The following is a 19,773-nucleotide window of genomic DNA, read 5'->3' on the forward strand; positions in this document are numbered from 1 at the left end:
CAAGGAACGGTCGCTTCCTTTGTACTCACCCTCTCGGGCTTTCCTCCGGGCTGCTTCCCTTCGGTCTTGCGTTTCCGACTCTATCAGATCTTTTTTTGATCCGATTCCCTGTCGGCGGGATTGTCTTGGGGCTTTCGGCTTTCGCCGCCCGCCCTTTCGACATTCACTACTTTAGCGGATTCCCCCGGAGACTCATAATCGAGTCCCGCGGGTTCGCATTCGGGCGCGCGGACGCGTCAGAAACGACCCCGTCGAGGGGCTGGAGCCAAGGTAGTGGGTTGGCCGCTCCGGCTGCAGGCTAAAGCCGTACCCGGTTCAGCGGCTCGGGCCACATTACGCACCTCGCCGACCCGAGTCAACCCCGGCGGCGCCTCGGCACGTGCGCGCGGTAGGGACTGACGGTCGGGTCGTCGGCCACCCAGTAGCGCCACGGGTGCAGGTCGCCGTTCCCGCCCTCGCCGGCGACACCGGTCCGGGGGCCGCTGCGCACCTGGTCGGAGGGGACCGGCGTGCCGGTCAGCATCCGCATCGGCGTCTCGCCCAAGGCGCACGCGTCCGTGCCGTCCAGTGCCCGGTCGACGCCCAGTGCCGTGGCCAGCCGGGCGGGACCTTTGGCCAGTTCCTTGTCATTGCGGGCCGAAAGCCGTCGCTGCCGGGCCAGCTCGGCGCCCTCCACCACCTCGCCCGCGCGCAGCAGCACGGCGCTCGCCCGGCCCTCGGGTCCGCAGACCAGGTTCATGCAGTGCCACATGCCGTAGGTGAAGTAGACGTACACGTGTCCGGGCGGGCCGAACATGACCGCGTTGCGCGCGGTGCAGCCGCGGTAGGCGTGCGAGCCGGGGTCGTTCTGTCCGTCGTAGGCCTCCACCTCGGTGAGGCGGACGGCGATCGGGCCGTCGGGTGTCGTCCGGACCAGGATGCGGCCGAGGAGATCGGGAGCGACCTCCAGCACCGGGCGGTCGAAGAAGCTGCGGGGCAGTGGCGTACGGTCCGGAGGCGCGATCATGCCCTCCGAGGGTAGCCCAGGCGGCGTACCGGGCCGGCGGAACCGGTCACGGGCGGATCGCGTTCGTACGGGTCGACGGTTCATTCGTAGAGGGAGTGTCATGGCGTTCAAGAAGCTGCTCGCGAGCCTCGGGGCCGGCGGGGCGTCGGTCGAGACGGTGCTGACCGAGGACAACGTCGTGCCGGGCGGTGTGGTCCAGGGTGAGGTGCGGATCCAGGGCGGGTCGGTGAACCAGGCCATCGAGGGGCTGTCCGTCGGTCTACAGGCCAAGGTCGAGGTGGAGAGCGGCGACCAGGAGTACAAGCAGGACATCGAGTTCACGAAGGTGCGGCTGGGCGGTGCCTTCGAACTCCAGGCAGGTGCCGTGCACGCGGTGCCGTTCGGGCTGGAGATTCCCTGGGAGACGCCGGTCACCATGATCGACGGGCAGGCGCTGCGCGGGATGCACATCGGTGTCACCACCGAGCTGGCGATCGCGCGGGCGGTGGACTCGGGCGACCTGGACCCGGTCAACGTGCACCCGCTGCCGGCTCAGAAGGCCGTGCTGGACGCCTTCATCCAGCTGGGCTTCCGCTTCAAGAGCGCGGACATGGAGCGCGGCCACATCCGGGGGACGCGGCAGCGGCTCCCCTTCTACCAGGAGATCGAGTTCTTCCCGCCGGCGCAGTACCGGGGTCTGAACCAGGTCGAGCTGAGCTTCGTGGCGGACGAGCACGCGATGGACGTCGTCCTGGAGATGGACAAGAAGCCGGGCCTGTTCAGCGAGGGCTCGGACACCTACCGGTCCTTCCAGGTGGGTCTGAACGACTGGCAGGGGACCGACTGGGCGGCCTACCTCAACCAGTGGCTGTCCGAGGTCGGCAGCAAGCGCAACTGGTTCTAGGCTCGGTACTCGCTGTTGCATCAAGATCAGGAGGTACCGAGGTGACCGAGCAGAAGCGGCGGCCGCTCCCCCATGACTTCCATCCGCCCGTGCCGTCGTTCACGGTGACGAGCGAGGACGTCCAGGAGGGCGCGACGCTGAAGAGCGCCCAGGTGCAGGCCGAGGGCAACACCTCGCCGCAGCTGCGCTGGGAGGGCTTCCCGGCGGAGACCAAGAGCTTCGCCGTGACCTGCTACGACCCGGACGCGCCGACCGGCAGCGGGTTCTGGCACTGGGTCCTGTTCGACATCCCCGCCTCGGTGACCGAGCTGCCGGCGGGTGCGGGCGGCGGTGCGTTCGCGGGGCTGCCCGAGGGCGCCGTGCACGCGCGCAACGACTACGGCACGAAGGACTTCGGCGGCGCCGCGCCGCCGCCCGGTGACGGCCCGCACCGGTACGTCTTCACGGTGTACGCGGTGGACCAGGAGAAGCTGGGTCCGGACGCGGACGCCTCGCCGGCCGTCGTCGGCTTCAACCTGCGGTTCCACACGATCGCGCGCGCCCAGCTGATCGGTGAGTACGAGAACCCCGCCGAGGACTGACCACGGCGGCCCGGCGCGGCCGGGGGTTCACCGAGGTTTTGCCCGTCTCCGGTCTTGGAAGTGACCGGAGGCGGGCAGTTTTTATTGCGTTGTCCATCTCGGCGTGCCCGTCCAGAGTTGACCGAAGCCCGCCGGGGGGCGGGCAGGCGCACACGGAGGTGGGCTGGATGCGTGACACGTTGGTCCTGAACGCGAGTTTCGAACCGCTGTCGACGGTGACCCTGAACCGAGCCGTGGTCCTGGTGCTGCAGGACAAGGCCGTGGTCGAGCAGACCCATCCCGAACTGCGTATGCGCGGTGCCGAGGTGGACATACCCGCGCCCCGGGTGATCCGGCTGTGCCGGTACGTACGGGTGCCGTTCCGAAGACAAGCGCCGTGGTCGCGGCGCGGGGTGCTGGTGCGGGACCGGCACCGGTGCGCGTACTGCGGGCGCCGGGCGACGACCGTGGACCACGTCGTGCCGCGGTCGCGGGGCGGGCAGGACACCTGGCTGAACACGGTGGCCGCCTGCGCGGAGGACAACCACCGCAAGGCGGACCGGACTCCCCAGGAGGCGGGGATGGCTCTGCTGCGGGAGCCGTTCGAGCCCACGCCCGCCGATGCGATGCTGCTCGCGCTGGGACGGGAGGACTTCGCCGCGCTCCCCGGGTGGCTCGCCCGGGACGCGGCGTAACGCGGCGTAGCACGCGCTGCCGGGTTCCTCCGGGGGTGGGCCGTGGGCCGTTGGGGCCGCTCGCGCGGTCGCCCGCACCCCCCGGCGGGGGCGCGGGCGGCCGGGCTTCAGTCGATGCGCGGCTTCTCCCGGCGTTCCGTGCCGCCGTTGTTGCCGTTGTCGGGGCCGCCGTTGTTGCCGTTGTTGCCGGAACCTCCGCCCAGGGAACCGAAGTTGCCCATGGCGCCGGACAGGCCCTTGAGGGCGTCGCCGATCTCGCTGGGGACGATCCAGAGCTTGTTGGCGTCGCCCTCGGCGATCTTGGGGAGCATCTGGAGGTACTGGTAGGAGAGCAGCTTCTGGTCCGGGTCGCCGGCGTGGATGGCCTCGAAGACCGTACGGACGGCCTGGGCCTCGCCCTCGGCACGCAGCGCGGCCGCCTTGGCCTCGCCTTCGGCGCGCAGGATCTGGGACTGCTTCTCGCCCTCGGCGCGCAGGATCTCGGACTGCCGGACGCCTTCGGCCTGGAGGATCGTGGCGCGCTTGTCCCGGTCGGCTCGCATCTGCTTCTCCATCGAGTCCTGGATGGAGGTGGGCGGCTCGATGGCCTTCAGCTCGACGCGGTTGACGCGGATGCCCCACTTGCCGGTGGCCTCGTCCAGGACGCCGCGCAGGGCCGCGTTGATCTCCTCGCGGGAGGTCAGGGTCCGTTCGAGGTCCATGCCGCCGATGATGTTGCGCAGGGTGGTGACGGTGAGCTGCTCGATCGCCTGGATGTAGCTGGCGACCTCGTAGGTGGCGGCCCGGGCGTCGGTGACCTGGTAGTAGATGACCGTGTCGATGTTCACGACCAGGTTGTCCTGGGTGATCACCGGCTGCGGCGGGAACGGTACGACCTGTTCCCGCAGGTCGATGCGGTTGCGGATGGTGTCGATGAACGGGACCACGATGTTGAGGCCCGCGTTCAGTGTCCGTGTGTAGCGGCCGAAACGCTCGACGATGGCCGCGCTCGCCTGTGGGATCACTTGGATCGTCTTGATCAGGGCGATGAAGACCAACACCACCAGGATGACCAAGACGATGATGACCGGTTCCATCGTCGTTCCCCGTACCCTTCTCCGCTTCGGCGCCTTCGGCAGATCTCATGAGTGTCGAAGATCTTGCTGGTCGAGTCTGACAGACCGTCGCGCAACACGTGAGCTGTTCCGGGCCAGTTGTCTCACAGGACGATCGCGGTGGCCCCTTCGATCTCCACGACGTCCACCTCCTGGCCCACCTCGTAGGCGCGGCCGGTGTCGAGGGCGCGGGCCGACCAGATCTCCCCGGCCAGCTTGATCCGGCCGCCGGACCCGTCGACGCGTTCCAGTACGACGGCCTGTCTGCCCTTCAGCGCCTCGATACCGGTGGCGAATTGGGGGCGCTGCCGGCCGTGCCGGGCCGCGATGGGCCGGACGACGGCGATGAGGGCGACGGAGACGACGACGAACGCGAGGACCTGGATGACCGCGTCGAAGCCGAGGGCGGAGACGACCGCCGCCGCGACGGCTCCCACCGCGAGCATGCCGAACTCCGGCATCGCGGTGACCACGAGCGGAATTCCGAGCGCCGCCGCGCCGACGAGCCACCACACCCATGCGTCGATGTCCACATGGTCATGGTAGGGCCGTGGCCGGGCGGCGGACAGGGCGCGCGGGCGGGGCGCGGGGTCAGGACAGGGGCAGGCCCTGGGCGGTCCAGCGGTCGCCGATCTGCTCGACGACGAGCGGCAGGCCGAAGCAGAGGGAGAGGTTGCGGCTGGTCAGCTCCAGCTCGACGGGGCCGGCGGCGAGGACCTTGCCCTGGCGGATCATGAGGACGTGGGAGAAGCCGGGGGCGATCTCCTCGACGTGGTGCGTGACCATGATCATGGAGGGGGCGATGGGGTCGCGGGCGAGGCGGCCGAGGCGGCGGACGAGGTCCTCGCGGCCGCCGAGGTCGAGGCCGGCGGCGGGCTCGTCCAGCAGGAGCAGCTCGGGGTCGGTCATCAGGGCGCGGGCGATCAGGGTGCGCTTGCGCTCGCCCTCGGAGAGGGTGCCGAACCTGCGGTCCAGGTAGTCGCTCATGCCGAGGCGGTCGAGGAAGGCGCGGGCGCGCTGCTCGTCGACGTCCTCGTACTCCTCCTGCCAGCCGGCGGTCATGCCGTAGGCGGCGGTGAGGACGGTCTGCAGGACGGTCTGGCGCTTGGGCAGCTTGTCGGCCATCGCCATGCCGGCCATGCCGATGCGGGGGCGCAGCTCGAAGACGTCGGTGCCGGGCTTGCCGAGGGTCTCGCCGAGGATGGTGGCGGTGCCCTTGCTGGGGTAGAGGTAGCTGGAGGCGACGTTCAGAAGGGTGGTCTTGCCGGCGCCGTTGGGACCGAGGATGACCCAGCGCTCGCCCTCCTTCACCGACCAGGAGACCTGGTCCACCAGAGCCCGGCCCTCGCGGACCACGGATACGTCCTGAAGCTCCAGAACATCGCTCATGAGCGCGTTGTCTCCCCTTGCAGTGTGGCCGGTCTCGGCTGTCGTACGCCTGTGGCTCGGGTCCGCCGCGCCGGTGGGCGCAGCCCTTATGAAATCTACGCCACGAGTGCCGCGCTCCATTCCATCGGTCCGGTCCTTAGGGTGGGGGCATGCTCTCGGAACCGCGTTCAGGACGCCTTGCCGCTTGGGGAAACGCCCTTTTGGCCGGACTTGTCTCTCCGGACGACGCCGTGCTCGCCATCGTGGACGAGGACGCGGTGCACCGGGTGGAGGGGCTGCCCGGCGAGACCGCGCCGGTCGGGCTGACGCTCGCGCTGGGGCGGCTGCGCACGCTCGGGGTGACCGGGCTGCGGGTGGCGCTGCCCGCGCCGGGTCATCCGCTGGGGCTGAGCGGTCCGCCGGAGTTCAACGCGCGGGCGCTGGAGGCCGGGGAGGCGGTGGTCTGTCACGGTGCCGCGTTCGGGCTGGTGCCCGAGGTGTACGAGGCCGGGCCCGAGGGTGATGTGCACGCCGAGGTGGTCTGGCGGGTGCTGCCGGTGCGCGAGGCGCCGCCGGCCGACGTGCCGTCGCTGGGCGAGGCCGAGCGGGAGCTGGCGGAGGCGCTGCGCGAGGCGACCGAGGTGCTGTCGAAGCTGGACGTGGCCGCGTCGGGGCCGGTGGCGGAGGCGGCGATCGAGGCGTACCGGGCGCGGGCCGGCGGAGCGGTGCGCGGCGGCTCCCCTGGGGGCGGCCGGGTGGCGGACGGGCGGCCGGAGGTGCTGGCGCCGGGCTATCCGCCGCGCGCGGTGCGGGTGTGGGAGCTGGCGCGGCGGGTGCGGCTGCTGGTGTCGCTGGCGCAGGGCACCGGGCACGGGGGCGCGGTCAGCTCCGCGGAGATGGCGGCGCGGGCCGAGGCGCTCAGACCGGTGGAGCGGACGGCCCGGCGGGCGCAGGTGGCGGCGTACAACGCGTATGTGGAGGAGCGGGAACGCGGGGTGCGCTGACCGCGCGTTCCGGACGGGTGGCCGGCCGGGCGGGTCTCCCGGTGGGACCGGGAGACCCGGGACCGGCGCGTGGCCTGGGCCGGCCGTTCTGGCCGGGTGACCGGGCCGCTCAGCCGGCCGTGCCGTGGCGTACGGCCCACAGGGCGGCCTGGGTGCGGTCGGCGAGGTCGAGCTTCATCAGGATGTTGGAGACGTGCGTCTTGACGGTCTTCTCGGACAGGACGAGGGCGCGGGCTATCTCGCGGTTGGAGCGGCCGTCCGCGATCAGGCCGAGCACCTCGCGCTCCCGCTCGGTGAGCGAGCCTCCCCGGCCCTGGCCGCCGCCCGTCTCCTCCTGGGAGAGCAGGACGTCGGCGACCTCCGGCTGGAGCAGGACGTGGCCGGCGTGCACGGAGCGGATGGCGCCGGCGAGGGCGTCGGGGTCCACGTCCTTGTAGACATACCCGGCGGCGCCGGCGCGCAGGGCCGGGACGACCGTGCGCTGCTCGGTGAAGCTGGTGACGATCAGCACGCGCGCCCGGTTGCCGAGTTCGCGCAGTCTGCGCAGCGCGTCGATGCCGTCCATGCCCGGCATCTTGACGTCCATGAGGACGACGTCGGGCCGCAGCTCCTCGGCGCGGGCGACGCCCTCGGCGCCGTCGGCGGCCTCGCCGACGACCTCGATGTCGTCCTGCACCTCCAGGAAGGTGCGCAGGCCCCGGCGGACCACCTGGTGGTCGTCGACCAGCAGTACCTTGACGGGTTCAGCCACCGGGGACCTCCATCTCGATCGTGGTGCCCTTGCCGGGCGCCGACTCCACGCTCAGCGCGCCGCCGACCCCGCTCGCCCGGTCCCGCATCGAGACCAGGCCGAGGTGGCGCCCGGCGCGGCGGACGGCCGTGGGGTCGAAGCCGCGGCCGTCGTCAGTGACGCGCAGGACGGCGCCGCCGCCGCGCCGCTCCACGCTCACCCCGACCCGGGCCGCCCCGGAGTGCCGCAGCGCGTTGTGCAGGGCTTCCTGGGCGACCCGGAGCAGGGCCTCCTCCTGGGCGGCGGGCAGGGCGCGGAAGCCGTTGCTGGTGAAGGTGACGCGGGCGGTGTGGGCGCGGTCCAGGACCCGTATCTGGGTGCGCAGGGTGGCGAGCAGGCCGTCCTCGTCCAGCGCGGCGGGCCGCAGCTCCACGACGGCGGCGCGCAGCTCGTCGGCGGCCTCGGCGGCGAGCGTGGCGACCTGGTGCAGTTCGTCCTTGGCGCGGGCGGGGTCGCGGTCGACGAGCGCGGCCGCCGCCTGGGCGGTCAGGCGCAGGGAGAACAGCTTCTGGCTGACCGCGTCGTGCAGCTCGTGGGCGAGGCGGGAGCGTTCCTCGGCGATGGTCAGCTCGCGGCTGCGCTCGTAGAGCCGGGCGTTGGTGAGGGCGATGGCCGCGTGCTGGGCGAGGATGGCGAGCAGTTCCTCGTCGTCCTGGGTGAAGCCGCAGCCTCCCTCCGGTCTGGCGCAGCGCTTGTTGGCGAGGAACAGGGCCCCGATGACCTCCTCGCCGTCCCTGATCGGCAGGCCCAGGAAGTCGGCCAGTTCGGGGTGGGCGGCCGGCCAGCCGCCGAAGCGGGGGTCCTCGCGCACGTCGGCGAGGCGCTGGGTCTTCGCCTCGTGCAGCATCGCGGCGAGGATGCCGTGCTGGCGCGGGAGCGGGCCGATGGCACGCCACTGCTCCTCGTCGACGCCGTCCACGACGAACTGCGCGAAGCCTCCGTGGTCGTCGGGGACGCCGAGCGCGGCGTACCGCGCGTCGAGCAGTTCGCGGGCGGAGGCGACGATCGTCTTCAGGACGTCGCGCACCTCCAGATGCCTGCTCATGGCCAGCAGCGCGGAACTCACCGCGGCGAGGCCGGACCGGGGGCCGTGACTCATGTCCTCACGGTACCGGCGGGGTCCGGCGCCCCGGATCGGTCCGCCGCCCGCCGGGCCCGGTCCGCTGGTCCTGGTCCGCACGGCGTAGGTCCGGCGCCGCCCCCTCCTCCGCACGGAGGAGGGCCCTCACACAGAGCTTTGCGACGGCAACACGCGGTGAGGTGGCGCCGCGGCCGGTGTGAGCCCGCCCATAGGGCCTGCATCACGTACGAAGGGGCTTAGGAGAACGACCCGTCCACATGAACGGGATAGACGGTCCCGTCTGTCCTATTTTGCCCTTCCCTGATCCACTAAGCGGGATCGTACGTCACACCGTTGCCTGGGGATTTTGCGCCCGCTAAGAATTGCACCGTCGCTCAGCGCCGCGGACTCCCACCGCGGCGTTCGTGCGGGAGGAGCCGATTCCCCCGGCGGACGCGAGAGCGGCCTCCGCGCTATCCGAAGAGGTCCATCAGCCATGCCCAAGAACATCCTCAGCCGTGCTCACAGTCGCCCGCTGACCAAGCAGCACAAGCTGGCCGCCGTCGCCGGCGCCGCCGCCCTCGGCACCGCCGCCCTGGCCTTCTCGGCCGTCCCGGGCGGAGCCGGCACCGTCACCACCGGCGCCCCGGCCACCACCGCCCAGGTCGCCTCCGGCACGGCCCTGAAGAACGTCAAGGGCACGCTCACCGACCAGCTCGCCACCTCCAACGTCAAGCTGGACACCCTGGCGGCGCAGAAGAAGGCCGCCGACGCCGCCGTGGCCAAGAAGGCGGCCGACGCCGCCGCGGCCAAGGAGGCCGCCCAGGCCGCCACCCGCGAGCACGCCGCCACCCAGGCCGCCACCCGCTCCACGCAGCGGCTGCAGATCCAGCCGGTCGCCGCGAAGACCTACGCCAACGGTCTCGACGGCTGGATCCGCCAGGCCCTGGACATCATGCAGGCCAAGGGCATCCCGGGCAGCTACAGCGGACTGCACCGCAACATCATGCGGGAGTCCTCCGGCAACCCGTACGCCATCAACAACTGGGACGTCAACGCCGTCAACGGCATCCCGTCCAAGGGCCTGCTCCAGGTGATCCCGCCGACCTTCACCGCGTACCACGTCTCCGGCACCTCCTGGAACATCTACGACCCGGTCGCCAACATCACCGCCGCCGCCAACTACGCGGCCCACCGGTACGGCTCGATCGACAACGTCAACAGCGCGTACTGAGGCCTGGCGCGGACCTCTGCGACGCGAACGCCGAAGGGCGGCACCCCGTGACGGGGCGCCGCCCTTCGGCGTCCTGCGGGCGCGTGCGCGCGCACGGCGGTGCCGGCTACTTGCGCATGACCTCCGGCTCGTGGCGGCGCAGGAAGCGGGACACGAAGAAGCCGCAGGCCGCGCCGAGCGCGAGCAGCGCGACCATGTCCAGACCCCAGGCCGAGGCGGCGTGGTCCCACAGCGGGTCGGTGCTGCCCGGGTCGTCGGTGTTCGGGGCGATGGCGTTGAAGTCCAGCGTGGTGCCGGCCGCGGCCACCGCCCAGCGCGACGGCATCAGGTACGAGAACTCGTTGACGCCGGGCGTGCCGTGCAGGGTGAACAGGCAGCCCGTGAAGACGACCTGGACGATCGCGAACATCACGAGCAGCGGCATGGTCTTCTCGGCGGTCTTCACCAGCGAGGAGATCACCAGGCCCACCATCATGGAGGTGAAGCCGAGCGCCATGACCGGCAGGCACAGCTCGATCAGCGTCGACCCGCCCAGCACCAGCCCCTTGCCGGGGATCTCGCGGCTGGCGAAGCCGATCAGGCCGACCAGCAGGCCCTGGAACATGGTGACGGCGCCGAGCACGACCACCTTGGACATCAGGTACGCCGAGCGGGACAGCCCGGTCGCGCGCTCCCGCTCGTAGATCACCCGCTCCTTGATCAGCTCACGGACCGAGTTCGCGGCGCCCGCGAAGCACGCGCCGACGGCGAGGATCAGCAGGACGGTGGTGGCGGTGCCGTTCGGGACGGGCAGGCCGGTCTTGCGGTTGGGCGGGTTCGGCAGCAGACCGTGGTCGTGCTGGATCAGCAGGCTGACCGCGCCGATCACCGCCGGCAGCAGCACGGTGAGCGCCAGGAAGCCCTTGTCGGAGGCGATGACGGAGACATAGCGCCGGACCAGGGTCATCAGCTGCGAGCCCCAGCTCTGCGGCTTCGGCGGCTTCAGCGCCTGCGGCACCGGCATGGGCACGGCCTGGGGGGCGATGGCGTCGATCTCCGCCGCGTACATCTGGTAGTGCTGCGAGCCCTTCCAGCGGCCCGCCCAGTCGTAGTCGCGGTAGTTCTCGAACGCCGAGAAGACATCGGCCCAGCTGTCGTAGCCGAAGAAGTTCAGCGCCTCCTCCGGCGGGCCGAAGTAGGCGACCGCGCCGCCCGGCGCCATCACCAGCAGCTTGTCGCACAGCGCCAGCTCGGCCACCGAGTGGGTGACGACGAGGACCGTGCGGCCGTCGTCGGCGAGGCCGCGCAGCAGCTGCATGACGTCCCGGTCCATGCCCGGGTCGAGCCCGGACGTCGGCTCGTCCAGAAAGATCAGCGACGGCTTGGTCAGCAGCTCCAGGGCGACCGACACGCGCTTGCGCTGGCCGCCGGAGAGCGAGGTGACCTTCTTGTCCTTGTGGATGTCCAGCTTCAGCTCGCGCAGCACCTCGTCGATGCGGGCGTCGCGCTCCTGCGCCGTGGTGTCGGCCGGGAAGCGCAGCTTGGCCGCGTACTTCAGGGCCTTCTTCACGGTCAGCTCGCGGTGCAGGATGTCGTCCTGCGGGACCAGACCGATGCGCTGGCGCAGCTCCGCGAACTGCTTGTACAGGTTCCGGTTGTCGTACAGCACCTCGCCCTGGTTGGCGGGCCGGTAGCCGGTGAGCGCCTTGAGCAGGGTCGACTTGCCGGATCCGGACGGGCCGATCACGGCGATCAGCGACTTCTCGGGTACGCCGAAGGAGACGTCCTTGAGGATTTGCTTGCCGCCGTCGACGGTGACCGTCAGATGGCGGGCCGAGAAGGAGACCTCACCGGTGTCGACGAACTCCTCGAGGCGGTCGCCGACGATCCGGAAGGCGGAGTGGCCGACGCCGACGATGTCGCTCGGGCCGAGCAGCGCCGAGCCGCCCTTCGCGATCGGCTGGCCGTTGACGTAGGTGCCGTTGTGCGAGCCGAGGTCACGGATCTCGAAGCGGCCGTCGGGCGTGGCGTGGAACTCGGCGTGCTGCCGGGAGACCTGCAGGTCGGAGACGACCAGGTCGTTCTCCAGGGCACGGCCGATGCGCATCACGCGGCCGAGCGCGAACTCGTGGAACGTGGTCGGGCTGCGGTCGCCGTAGACCGGCGGTGCCCCCGCGCCGTCGCCGGGCGTCTGCTGCGCGTACTGCCCGGCCGGACCGCCGTGCTGGTGCGCGAAGGCGGGCGGCTGCGGCTGCGGGGCCTGGTGCCAGCCCGCCTGCGGGGCCGGCTGGGCCTGCGGGACCTGGTGGGGCTGCGGAGCCTGCTGGTGCGCCGGGGCCTGGTGCGGAACGTGCTGCTGGGGCACGGCCTGCTGATGCGCGGGGGCCTGGTGGGCGGGGGCCTGGTGGGGCACGGCCTGCTGGTGGGCCGGGGCCTGGTGGGCGGGGGCCTGGTGGGGCACGGCCTGCTGGTGGGCGGGGGCCTGCTCGGGTATGGCCTGCTGGGGCCAGCCGGCCGCACCGGCGCCCTGCGCCGCGTACGGCGCCTGCTGCGGGTGCTGGTCCGGTCCGCCGGCCGGTGCCGCGGCCGCCGACAGGTTCAGCCGCGGCCCGTCGGTCGCGTTGCCGAGGTGCAGCACCACACCGGGGCCGATCTCCAGGTGCTGGATCCGCCGGCCCTGGGCGAACGTGCCGTTGGTGCTGCCGTGGTCCTCCACGACCCATCCGTGGCCGTCGAAACTGACCGTGGCGTGCCGCCAGGAGACCCTGGCGTCGTCGAAGACGATGTCACCCTGCGGATCGCGGCCGAGGGTATAGGGCCTGGACGGGTCGAGCGTCCAGGTCCGTCCGTGTGATTCCAGTACGAGTTCCGGCACTCCATGCCCCACTGAGTTGTCCCCCGAATTGCCCCCGAAGCGGGGAGTCTAGGGATGTCGAACATCGTGGGGAACTATTTCAGGCTCCGCCCCCTGACAGAAACCCGGGCCTTGCCCTGCGTTACGGCACGCGCTCCGGACGGCGCCGCCGCCCCCGGTCCGTGTCCGTCTGGCGGACCTCGGCGGCGGGAGGCACTGGGTGCCGGATACGGTGGTGACACCATGAGCGCTTCGCAGACCTCCGCTTCGCAGACCCCCGAGGTCCCCACCCTCCTCGTCAAGATCTTCGGCAAGGACCGGCCGGGCATCACGGCGGGTCTCTTCGACACCCTCGCCGCCTACCTCGTCGACGTGGTCGACATCGAGCAGGTCGTCACCCGGGGCCGGCTGGTGCTGTGCGCGCTGGTGACCCAGCCGCCGGCCGGTCTGGAGGGCCACCTGCGGTCCACCGTGCACAGCTGGGCCGAGTCGATGAAGATGCAGGCGGAGATCATCTCCGGGCACGGCGACAACCGTCCGCGCGGCCTCGGACGCTCCCTGGTGACCGTGCTGGGCCATCCGCTCACCGCCGAGTCGACGGCCGCGATCGCCTCGCGGATCGCTAAGGCCGGCGGCAACATCGACCGGATCTTCCGGCTCGCCAAGTACCCCGTGACAGCGGTGGAGTTCGCGGTGTCCGGCGTGGAGACCGAACCGCTGCGCACCGCCCTGGCCTCCGACGCCGCGGCACTGGGTGTCGACGTCGCCGTGGTCTCGGCGGGCCTGCACCGGCGCGCCCAGCGGCTGGTGGTCATGGACGTGGACTCGACCCTGATCCAGGACGAGGTCATCGAGCTGTTCGCGGCGCACGCCGGCTGCGAGGACCAGGTCGCCGAGGTGACGGCCGCGGCGATGCGCGGGGAGCTGGACTTCGAGCAGTCGCTCCACGCGCGCGTGAAGCTGCTGGAGGGGCTGGACGCGTCCGTGGTGGACAAGGTGCGCGAGCAGGTCCGGCTGACGCCGGGCGCGCGCACCCTGATCCGCACCCTGAAGCGGCTCGGCTACCAGGTGGGGGTCGTCTCCGGCGGCTTCACCCAGGTCACCGACGACCTGAAGGAGCGGCTGGGTCTGGACTTCGCGCAGGCCAACACGCTGGAGATCGTCGACGGCAGGCTGACCGGCCGGGTCACCGGCGAGATCGTGGACCGGGCGGGCAAGGCGCGACTGCTGCGCCGGTTCGCCGCGGAGGCCGGGGTGCCGCTGTCGCAGACGGTGGCGATCGGTGACGGCGCCAACGACCTGGACATGCTGAACGCGGCCGGCCTGGGCGTGGCCTTCAACGCCAAGCCGGTGGTGCGGGAGGCGGCGCACACGGCGGTGAACTTCCCCTTCCTCGACACGGTCCTCTACCTCCTCGGCATCACCCGGGAAGAGGTGGAGGCCGCTGACACGCACGACGAGGGCTGAGCCGGACCAGACCGGGCCGGACGAGACCGGCCCGGCCCGCGTACGGCCGGTCCCTTTCGCCGGCCTCGTCAGACCCGCGGTGCCCGTCAGACCCGCGGTGCCCGTCAGACCCGGGGCGCCCGTCGCGCCCATGCGCCCGTCGTGCCCGCGGCGCCCGGCTGCCGGAAGGGTCCGGCGCCCGGTGAGGTGCCGGGCGCGCAGGCCGGCCGGCGGGCCGGCCCCGCGCTCACTCCGAGGGAGCCCAGTAGTCCGTGAGCGCGGCCACGCCGGGTTCGACGCCCTTCCAGGGGCCGTCGTGGGTCAGCAGGGCGAAGGCGGCGGCGGGGAAGCCCCGGCGGTTCATCCGTTCCCGCGCGTCCTTCTCGCCCGTGCCGGCCAGGATGTCGGCCAGGCCGTGCACGCCCGGGTTGTGGCCGATGAGGATCACGCTGCGGACCTCGTCGGGCAGCTCGTTGAGCACGGCGATCAGCTCACCGGGCGAGGCTTCGTAGATCCGCTCCTCGTAGACGGTCTTCGGCCGGTGGGCCAGCTCGTGGACGGCCAGCTTCCAGGTCTCGCGGGTACGGGTCGCCGTGGAGCACAGGGCCAGGTCGAAGGCGAGGCCGGTGTCGGCCAGCCTGCGTCCGGCGACCGCGGCGTCCGCGCGGCCCCGCTCGGCGAGCGGGCGCTCATGGTCGGGGACCTCGGGCCAGTCGGCTTTCGCATGCCGGAAGAGGACGATCCTGCGGGGTTCTGCGACGCTCATGAGATCCAGCTTCGCATGAAAAAGACCGCCCGGCGCAGGGAGTTGACATGCGGATTCACCCCGCGGGGAACCCTGCCGTCAGCGCCCGAGGAACTGCTGGGCGCGCTCCAGCACCCGCGCGATCACCGGGGCGCCGCTCGCCGCCTGGGCGTCCGACGGGTTGCGTATCAGCGCGAGCAGCGCGACGAACGCGAGGACGGGCAGGGCCAGCGCCCACCAGGGCAGCCGGGCGGGGACGGCGCCCGTGGTCGCCGGAGGGAACCGGGGGTGGGTGCGGGCCGGCATGATCGCCTCCGTGAGTCTTCGAGCGGTCCGTGCCCGCCTGCCGCGGGCACACCTCGAAACTACGCGGCCCGGCGCCGCCAACCCATCCGGATTCCCACCCAGTTGACCCTGAGCCTGGCCCCCTAGGGGACAGGGGGGTCAGCCCCACCATCCGCCCGGAGGGACCCGGCCGGGGGCCGCCGTCACGGGGAGGCGAGGGTCGCCACGATGGCGATGATCACGAAGATGGCGAGGAACGAGCCGAAGACGATCAGCATCTTCTTCTGGCCGTTCTGCGGGTTCGGGTCGAGCACAGGCTGCATGCGCCCAGTGTCGCACTTCGGTCCGGTACGGCGGCGCCGGGGGCACCGCCGTACGGGTCAGCGTGTCGCCTCGTCCTCGACCGTGCGGTCGCGGCCGGCCACGAAGCCCACCACCATCTGCGGCACCATCAGCGCCGCCATCAGGGCGATCGGCAGGCCCCAGCCGCCGCTCTGCTGGTAGAGCACGCCGACCAGCAGCGGGCCGGGGATGGAGATCAGATAGCCGGTGCTCTGCGCGAACGCGGACAGCTGGGCCACGCCCGGACCGCTGCGGGCCCGCATGCCGACCATGGTCAGGGCGAGCGGGAAGGCGCAGTTGGAGACGCCGAGCAGCACGGCCCAGGCCCAGGAGCCGCCGGCCGGCGCGAGGTACAGCCCGGCGTATCCGGCGAGCCCGCAGGCGCCCAGCACCAGGACGATCGGCCCCTGGTGCGGCAGGCGCGTGGCGACCCGCGGGATGACGAAGGCCAGCGGCACGCCCATCACCATGGTGACGGCGAGCAGTACGCCCGCGGTGCCGGCCGGGACGCCGGCGTCGCGGAAGATCTGCGGCATCCAGCCCATCGTGATGTAGGCGGCCGTGGCCTGGAGGCCGAAGAAGACGGCGAGCGCCCAGGCGGTGCGGCTGCGGGTCATGCGCAGCGGGGCCTGCCGGGTTTCGGCGCCGGGCGCCGGCTCCAACGGCCGGGGCTCGGCGGGGCCGCGGTCCCGCAGCAGCGGCAGCCAGGGCAGCACGGCGGCGGCGGCGATGACCGCCCACACGGCGAGGCCGGACTGCCAGCTCCCGCCGAGGGCGTCGGTGAGCGGGACGGTCACCGCGGCGGCGAGGGAGGTGCCGGCGGCGAGGGCCATCGAGTACAGGCCGGTCATGGAGCCGACCCGGTCGGGGAACCAGCGCTTGACGATGACCGGCATCAGGACGTTGCTGACGGCGATGCCCATCAGCGCCAGCGCGCTGGCGGCCACGAATCCGGCCGTGCTGCCGACGTACGGCCGGATGACCAGGCCGGCGGCGATGGCGGCCATGCCGGCGCACACCACGGCGGACGGTCCGAAGCGGCGGGCCAGGCGGGGCGCGGTGACGCCGAAGACGGCGAAGCACAGCGGGGGCACGGAGGTGAGCAGCCCGGCCACGCTGCCGCTCATGCCGAGCCCGTCGCGGACCTCCTCCAGGAGGGCGCCGAGGCTCGTGATGGCCGGGCGGAGGTTCAGCGCGGAGAGCACGATGCCGACGACGACCAGGCGCGCGGCCCACGCGCGCGTGCGGCCCGCGCCGGGGGCCGTCTCGGGGGTGCTCGCCGCGGGGGCCGTACCGCGTTCGGTCGGTTTCATCGCCGTACGGGTCTCCACTGTCCGGGTTTCCTCACTAGCCATGAGACCCATCATAGAATCATAGGATGATTCCCTGTCCATTCCCGGAGCGTCCGTGCCCGCTCCTCCCGTGCGAAGGTGTGCCATGCCCTTGAGCCACCCGCGCCGTTCGGCGCTGTCCGAGCAGGTCATCGCCGCACTGCGCAACCAGATCACCTCCGGCGAGTGGCCGGTCGGCGCGCGCATCCCGACCGAACCGGAACTGGTCGAGCAGCTCGGCGTCGCCCGCAACACCGTCCGCGAGGCCGTCCGCGCGCTGGCGCACAACGGGCTGCTGGACATCCGCCAGGGCTCGGGCACGTACGTCGTGGCCACCAGCGAGCTGGCCGGCGTGATGCACCGCCGCTTCGCCGAGGCCGACCCGCGGCACATCGCCGAGCTGCGCTCCACGCTGGAGTCGGCCGCGGCGAAGCTGGCCGCCGAGCGGCGCACCGGCAGGGACCTCAAGCAGCTGGAGGCGCTGCTGACCCGGCGCGAGCATGCCTGGGAGACGGGCGACACGGAGGCCTTCGTGACCGCCGACGCCACCTTCCACCTGGCCGTGGTCGCCGCGTCCCACAACGACGTGATGACGGCGATGTACGCCGACCTCGGCGAGGTGCTGCGGGACTGGCTGCGCGCGGACGTCGGGGCGGAGCTGACCCCGGAGACCCACATGGACCACCGGCGCCTGGTGGACGCGATCCGCGCGGGCGACACGGAGGCGGCGGCCGCGGAGGCCGCCAGCTATCCGTTCCTGTGCAATCCGGGCCGGTTCACCGCGCCTTCTGGTGGCTGATCCAGACGGAGCGGACCTCCTTCCAGCACCGGCCGGTGAGCCGTACGGTCAGGGCCGGCCAGGTGTCCACCGGGGCGCTGTCGGTGTCGATGTCCCACCAGCGGGCGCACTCGATGTGCAGCCGCACCCGGTCGATGTCCACATAGGGGTTGTGGCAGTAGGCGACCACACGGGAGCCGCGCACGTCCGTGCGACAGGAGGCACCGAACCGGCTCGGTGCGGACGGCTCGCCGTGCCTCCCGCGCGCGTGGGGCAGCGCGTCGTAGGGCAGCGACAGGACGAGGGCCAGGGCCACGGTCACCGGGGCCAGGCTGCGGGACAGGCGCACAAGGGGACCTCCTCGGCCGGGCTGCGGAGGGACGTGCGGGACGCCGTAGAGGGCGTGCGGGACGCCGTAATCCAGGGTGCGCCGCCGGTCCGGGGGCGGCCCGGCCGGTGAGCCGAACGGGTGAAGTCCGCGCCGGGCCCGCCGGAAGGGTGATGCCCCGCTCCCCCGCACACGCCGGACGCCTCGCGGCTCGCGCACGCAGACGCCCCGAGGCTCCCCCGCGCACGCCGGACGCCCCGCGGCTCGGCCGCACATGCCAGACGCCCCGCTCCCCGCACGCGCGGGAAACGGGGCGTCGGTGTGGCCCGGGAGGCTCAGGCGCCGATGGCGTGCAGACCGCCGTCGACGTGGATGATCTCGCCCGTGGTCTTCGGGAACCAGTCGCTCAGCAGGGCGACGACACCGCGGCCGGCCGGCTCCGGGTCCTTCAGGTCCCATTCCAGCGGCGCGCGGCTGTCCCAGACGGACGCCAGCTCCGCGAAGCCCGGGATGGACTTGGCGGCCATGGAGCCGATCGGACCCGCCGAGATGAGGTTGCAGCGGATGTTCTGCTTGCCCAGGTCACGCGCCATGTAGCGGCTGGTGGCCTCCAGGGCCGCCTTGGCCGGGCCCATCCAGTCGTACTGCGGCCAGGCGTACTGCGCGTCGAAGGTGAGGCCGACGACCGAGCCGCCGTTCTGCATCAGCGGCAGGCAGGCCGTGGTGAGCGACTTCAGCGAGAACGCCGAGACGTGCATGGCGGTGGCCACCGACTCGAACGGCGTGTTCAGGAAGTTGCCGCCGAGCGCGTCCTGCGGCGCGAAGCCGATGGAGTGGACGATGCCGTCGAGGCCGCCCAGCTCCTCGCCGACCACGTCGGCCAGGCGCCCGAGGTGCTCGTCGTTCGTCACGTCCAGCTCGATGACCTTGGCGGGCTTCGGCAGCTTCCTGGCGATGCGCTCGGTCAGCGTGGGCCGCGGGAACGCGGTCAGGATGATCTCGGCGCCCTGCTCCTGGGCCAGCTTGGCGACGTGGAAGGCGATGGAGGACTCCATCAGCACACCCGTGACCAGGATGCGCTTGCCCTCGAGAATTCCGCTCATGGTGATCAGTGACCCATTCCCAGTCCGCCGTCAACCGGGATGACGGCTCCAGTGATGTACGAGGCGTCGTCCGACGCGAGGAAGCGCACCGCCGCGGCGATCTCCTCCGGCTGCGCGTACCGGCCGAGCGGCACCTGCGACACGATGCCCTGGCGCTGCTCGTCGCTGAGCACCTTGGTCATGTCGGTGTCGACGAAGCCGGGCGCGACGACGTTGAAGGTGATGTTGCGCGAGCCCAGCTCCCGGGCGAGGGAACGCGCGAAGCCCACCAGGGCGGCCTTGGAGGCGGCGTAGTTCGCCTGCCCCGCCGAGCCGAGCAGGCCGACCACGGAGGAGATCAGGACGACCCGGCCCTTCTTGGCGCGCAGCATGCCGCGGTTGGCGCGCTTGACGACCCGGAAGGTGCCGGTGAGGTTGGTGTCGACGACCGAGGTGAAGTCCTCCTCGGACATGCGCATCAGGAGCTGGTCCTTGGTGACGCCGGCGTTGGCGACCAGCACCTCGACCGGACCGTGCTGGTCCTCGATCTCCTTGTAGGCCTGCTCCACCTGCTCCCGGTCGGTGATGTCGCACTTGACGGCCAGGAAGCCGGCCGGCGGTTCACCCGAGCGGTACGTGATAGCGACCTTGTCGCCGGCGTCGGCGAAAGCGCGGGCGATGGCGAGGCCGATGCCCCGGTTGCCTCCGGTGACGAGAACCGAGCGGCTCAACGGATCACCCTTTCGATAGCGGTCTTACACATCCGCCCGGACCCTGAACGACAGGCGGCTTCAGCGAAAACCTATCGGTACCGCCACGCACGCGAAGAAGCGGGCACCGACAGTGGCGTGCGGGTGTCACTGTCGGGTCCCTACAGAACGGGGCCGTCCCGGAGCCGAACGTGTGGTC

21 protein-coding genes are annotated in these 19,773 nt (G+C 71.9%); 7 read left to right on the top strand and 14 right to left on the bottom strand.

Translation table 11 applies throughout. The features are described from left to right. Positions 1 to 355: 355 nt before the first annotated feature. Positions 356 to 1,006: a DNA-3-methyladenine glycosylase gene (locus ACH4OA_RS29155; RefSeq protein ID WP_397941869.1), complete on the bottom strand. Its 651-nt coding sequence runs from the start codon at positions 1,004 to 1,006 to the stop codon at positions 356 to 358. Between the two features lie 100 nt (positions 1,007 to 1,106). On the opposite strand from ACH4OA_RS29155, the gene ACH4OA_RS29160 reads away from it, so the two are divergent. The 3 genes from ACH4OA_RS29160 to ACH4OA_RS29170 all read left to right on the top strand — a co-directional run bounded on the left by ACH4OA_RS29160 (position 1,107) and on the right by ACH4OA_RS29170 (position 3,144). Further along, entirely contained in the window at positions 1,107 to 1,889 is a 783-nt protein-coding gene (locus ACH4OA_RS29160) for a sporulation protein (protein ID WP_365881983.1), read from the top strand. A gap of 41 nt (positions 1,890 to 1,930) precedes the next feature. After that, complete coding sequence (locus ACH4OA_RS29165; RefSeq protein WP_365881982.1) at positions 1,931 to 2,470, top strand: YbhB/YbcL family Raf kinase inhibitor-like protein; 540 nt, start codon at positions 1,931 to 1,933, stop codon at positions 2,468 to 2,470. Between the two features lie 167 nt (positions 2,471 to 2,637). Beyond that, the gene (locus tag ACH4OA_RS29170) at positions 2,638 to 3,144 is read left to right on the top strand and encodes an HNH endonuclease (RefSeq protein WP_365881980.1); all 507 of its coding nucleotides are present in this window, start codon (positions 2,638 to 2,640) and stop codon (positions 3,142 to 3,144) included. 107 nt (positions 3,145 to 3,251) lie between these two features. Here ACH4OA_RS29170 and ACH4OA_RS29175 read toward each other — a convergent pair whose 3' ends face one another. The 3 genes from ACH4OA_RS29175 to ACH4OA_RS29185 all read right to left on the bottom strand — a co-directional run bounded on the left by ACH4OA_RS29175 (position 3,252) and on the right by ACH4OA_RS29185 (position 5,627). Further along, complete coding sequence (locus ACH4OA_RS29175; RefSeq protein ID WP_365881978.1) at positions 3,252 to 4,220, bottom strand: SPFH domain-containing protein; 969 nt, start codon at positions 4,218 to 4,220, stop codon at positions 3,252 to 3,254. 122 nt (positions 4,221 to 4,342) lie between these two features. Next, complete coding sequence (locus tag ACH4OA_RS29180) at positions 4,343 to 4,771, bottom strand: NfeD family protein (RefSeq protein WP_365881976.1); 429 nt, start codon at positions 4,769 to 4,771, stop codon at positions 4,343 to 4,345. A 58-nt stretch (positions 4,772 to 4,829) separates the two neighbouring features. Further along, complete coding sequence (locus ACH4OA_RS29185) at positions 4,830 to 5,627, bottom strand: ABC transporter ATP-binding protein (protein ID WP_365881974.1); 798 nt, start codon at positions 5,625 to 5,627, stop codon at positions 4,830 to 4,832. Positions 5,628 to 5,776: 149 nt separating this feature from the next. Between ACH4OA_RS29185 and ACH4OA_RS29190 the strand changes: the two genes are divergently transcribed. After that, positions 5,777 to 6,610: a hypothetical protein gene (locus tag ACH4OA_RS29190; protein ID WP_397941866.1), complete on the top strand. Its 834-nt coding sequence runs from the start codon at positions 5,777 to 5,779 to the stop codon at positions 6,608 to 6,610. Positions 6,611 to 6,719: 109 nt separating this feature from the next. Here the strand turns inward: ACH4OA_RS29190 and ACH4OA_RS29195 are convergent, their stop codons facing one another. Together ACH4OA_RS29195 and ACH4OA_RS29200 are read right to left on the bottom strand one after the other, a co-directional pair. Continuing rightward, on the bottom strand, positions 6,720 to 7,361 hold the full coding sequence (locus tag ACH4OA_RS29195) for a response regulator (RefSeq protein ID WP_397972109.1): 642 nt from the start codon (positions 7,359 to 7,361) through the stop codon (positions 6,720 to 6,722). Further along, positions 7,354 to 8,499 (bottom strand): GAF domain-containing sensor histidine kinase, encoded by a 1,146-nt coding sequence (locus tag ACH4OA_RS29200; protein ID WP_365881969.1) that lies wholly within the window; start codon positions 8,497 to 8,499, stop codon positions 7,354 to 7,356. The genes ACH4OA_RS29195 and ACH4OA_RS29200 overlap by 8 nt, the downstream gene beginning before the upstream one ends. 457 nt (positions 8,500 to 8,956) lie before the next feature. On the opposite strand from ACH4OA_RS29200, the gene ACH4OA_RS29205 reads away from it, so the two are divergent. Further along, positions 8,957 to 9,694 (top strand): transglycosylase SLT domain-containing protein, encoded by a 738-nt coding sequence (locus tag ACH4OA_RS29205; RefSeq protein ID WP_397972112.1) that lies wholly within the window; start codon positions 8,957 to 8,959, stop codon positions 9,692 to 9,694. 106 nt (positions 9,695 to 9,800) lie between these two features. Here the strand turns inward: ACH4OA_RS29205 and ACH4OA_RS29210 are convergent, their stop codons facing one another. Continuing rightward, positions 9,801 to 12,548 (bottom strand): FHA domain-containing protein, encoded by a 2,748-nt coding sequence (locus ACH4OA_RS29210; protein ID WP_397972115.1) that lies wholly within the window; start codon positions 12,546 to 12,548, stop codon positions 9,801 to 9,803. Between the two features lie 222 nt (positions 12,549 to 12,770). Here ACH4OA_RS29210 and serB point away from each other — a divergent pair, with 222 nt between their 5' ends. Continuing rightward, complete coding sequence (gene serB, locus ACH4OA_RS29215) at positions 12,771 to 13,994, top strand: phosphoserine phosphatase SerB (RefSeq protein WP_365878264.1); 1,224 nt, start codon at positions 12,771 to 12,773, stop codon at positions 13,992 to 13,994. 226 nt (positions 13,995 to 14,220) lie between these two features. Here serB and ACH4OA_RS29220 read toward each other — a convergent pair whose 3' ends face one another. From ACH4OA_RS29220 to ACH4OA_RS29235, 4 genes are all read right to left on the bottom strand, one after another. Next, positions 14,221 to 14,739, bottom strand: a complete 519-nt coding sequence (locus tag ACH4OA_RS29220; RefSeq protein WP_365878266.1) for a histidine phosphatase family protein — start codon at positions 14,737 to 14,739, stop codon at positions 14,221 to 14,223. A gap of 78 nt (positions 14,740 to 14,817) precedes the next feature. Beyond that, positions 14,818 to 15,024 (bottom strand): hypothetical protein, encoded by a 207-nt coding sequence (locus ACH4OA_RS29225; RefSeq protein ID WP_397972117.1) that lies wholly within the window; start codon positions 15,022 to 15,024, stop codon positions 14,818 to 14,820. Positions 15,025 to 15,206: 182 nt separating this feature from the next. Beyond that, positions 15,207 to 15,326: an SGM_5486 family transporter-associated protein gene (locus ACH4OA_RS29230; protein ID WP_364863007.1), complete on the bottom strand. Its 120-nt coding sequence runs from the start codon at positions 15,324 to 15,326 to the stop codon at positions 15,207 to 15,209. Positions 15,327 to 15,383: 57 nt separating this feature from the next. Then, positions 15,384 to 16,712 carry a CynX/NimT family MFS transporter gene (locus ACH4OA_RS29235; protein ID WP_397941861.1) on the bottom strand — a complete coding sequence of 443 codons (1,329 nt, stop codon included), beginning with the start codon at positions 16,710 to 16,712 and terminating at the stop codon, positions 15,384 to 15,386. 70 nt (positions 16,713 to 16,782) lie between these two features. Here ACH4OA_RS29235 and ACH4OA_RS29240 point away from each other — a divergent pair, with 70 nt between their 5' ends. Further along, a complete protein-coding gene (locus tag ACH4OA_RS29240; protein WP_365878272.1) occupies positions 16,783 to 17,475 on the top strand; it encodes a FadR/GntR family transcriptional regulator in 693 nt (230 codons plus the stop codon). On the opposite strand, the gene ACH4OA_RS29245 is transcribed toward ACH4OA_RS29240, so the two are convergent. The 3 genes from ACH4OA_RS29245 to fabG form a co-directional block, all read right to left on the bottom strand. Continuing rightward, on the bottom strand, positions 17,453 to 17,803 hold the full coding sequence (locus ACH4OA_RS29245) for a hypothetical protein (protein WP_365878274.1): 351 nt from the start codon (positions 17,801 to 17,803) through the stop codon (positions 17,453 to 17,455). The two genes, ACH4OA_RS29240 and ACH4OA_RS29245, sit on opposite strands and share 23 nt — an antisense overlap. Positions 17,804 to 18,117: 314 nt before the next feature. Next, positions 18,118 to 18,885 (bottom strand): enoyl-ACP reductase FabI, encoded by a 768-nt coding sequence (gene fabI, locus ACH4OA_RS29250; protein ID WP_397941858.1) that lies wholly within the window; start codon positions 18,883 to 18,885, stop codon positions 18,118 to 18,120. Positions 18,886 to 18,890: 5 nt separating this feature from the next. After that, the gene (gene fabG, locus ACH4OA_RS29255; protein WP_365878277.1) at positions 18,891 to 19,595 is read right to left on the bottom strand and encodes a 3-oxoacyl-[acyl-carrier-protein] reductase; all 705 of its coding nucleotides are present in this window, start codon (positions 19,593 to 19,595) and stop codon (positions 18,891 to 18,893) included. Between the last annotated feature and the right edge of the window lie 178 nt (positions 19,596 to 19,773).

It is taken from the genome of Streptomyces sp. NPDC017095, assembly GCF_044332325.1.
Taxonomy (GTDB): Bacteria; Actinomycetota; Actinomycetes; order Streptomycetales; family Streptomycetaceae; genus Streptomyces.